The 1614-nt window shown below is 67.5% G+C and carries 1 pseudogene; it reads left to right on the forward strand.

Going from position 1 to position 1614, the window contains the following annotated elements:
* Positions 1 to 200: 200 nt before the first annotated feature.
* Positions 201 to 1550: pseudogene (locus ABD346_RS38265) on the forward strand (IS30 family transposase).
* The last annotated feature ends 64 nt before the right edge of the window (positions 1551 to 1614 follow it).

The raw sequence follows: 1614 nt of genomic DNA on the forward strand, positions 1-1614 counted from the left end.
CGCGGCCACCCGCGGCGGCGACGTGAAGGGCGTGATCTTCCACAGCGACCGCGGCAGCGAAGGCGGATTCAATCAGTCGTCGCAACACCTTGATTTCGGAGGTGTTCAAGATCGCTACAGAGGACTGGAGCAGGAAGACCGGCGATGCGCCGGAGGGACTTCGGCGGCAGTGGCGTGCTGACCGGGCGCTGAGGCCGGCGATGCGCTCGCCTGGCCGGCCTGATCCGTCGCGGGTGGTGCAGCGGCAGTTCTGGCGGCTGATCGGCACGGGCGTCACGACGGCTGAGGCATCGCTGGCGATCGGAGTGTCGTGGCCGGTTGGCGCTCGGTGGTTCCGTCACGCTGGCGGCATGCCGCCGATCTCTCTGGCTGAGCCCACCGGCCGCTACCTGGCCTTTGAGGAGCGCGAGGAGATCGCGATTCTGCGCGCCCAGGACAAGGGCGTGCGGGAAATCGCCCGCGCGATCGGGCGTGACCCGGGGACGATCTCGCGCGAGTTGCGCCGCAACGCCGCCACCCGCAGCGGGAAGCAGGAGTACCGGGCCACGGTCGCTCAATGGAAGGCGCAGCAGGCCACGAAGCGCCCGAAGGCAGCCAAGCTCGCAGGCAACGACAGGTTGCGTGAATACGTACAGGAACGGCTCGCCGGCAGTGTCCGGGTCCCGACGGCACGATCGTCACCGGGCCCAGGACGCCCGTGTGGAAGGGGCTGAACAAGCCGCACCGGCAGGACAGAAGATGGGCGACGGCATAGAGCCCGGAGCAGATCTCGCACCGGCTCCCTGTCGACTTCCCCGATGATGAGTCCATGCGGATCAGCCACGAAGCGATCTACCAGGCGCTGTTCATCGAAGGCCGTGGCGTGCTCAAGCGGGAGCGGGTCACGTGTCTGCGTACCGGCCGGGCGTTGCGCACTCCCCGTGCGCGGTCGCAGAACAAGCCGCAAGGGCATGTCACCGCGGATGTCGTCCTCAGCGAGCGTCCCGCCGAGGCCACCGACCGCGCGGTCCCCGGACACTGGGAAGGCGATTTGATCATCGGGACGGGGCGCTCCGCGATCGGCACGCTTGTCGAGCGCAGCAGCCGCTCCACGCTCCTGGTGCACCTGCCTCGGCTCGAAGGCTGGGGCGAGACTGCGCCGGTGAAGAACGGCACCTCGCTCGGGGGCTATGGCGCGATCGCGATGAACGCGGCGCTCACGACGTCGATGACGCAGCTACCCGAGCAGCTGCGCAAGACCCTCACCTGGGACCGCGGGAAGGAACTCTCCGGCCATGCCCAGCTCGCTCTCGACACCGGGACGAAGGTGTTCTTCGCCGATCCGCACTCGCCCTGGCAACGCCCGACGAAACGAGAACACGAACGGGCTGCTGCGTCAGTACTTCCCGAAGGGCACCGATCTCTCCCGGTGGTCGTCCGACGACCTCGAAGCCGTCGCCCTGGCGATCAACAACCGACCCCGCAAAGTCCTCGGTTGGCGGACGCCCACCGAGGTATTCGAGGAACAGCTACGCTCGCTACAACAGCCCAGTGTTGCAACCACCGGTTGAACTCCAATGCCACTTAGCTTGTTGTGATCACGGCGCGGTGGGGAGGTTGCAGATGCGGACGGTC

The organism is Streptomyces mauvecolor (assembly GCF_039532965.1).
GTDB lineage: Bacteria > Actinomycetota > Actinomycetes > Streptomycetales > Streptomycetaceae > Streptomyces > Streptomyces violascens.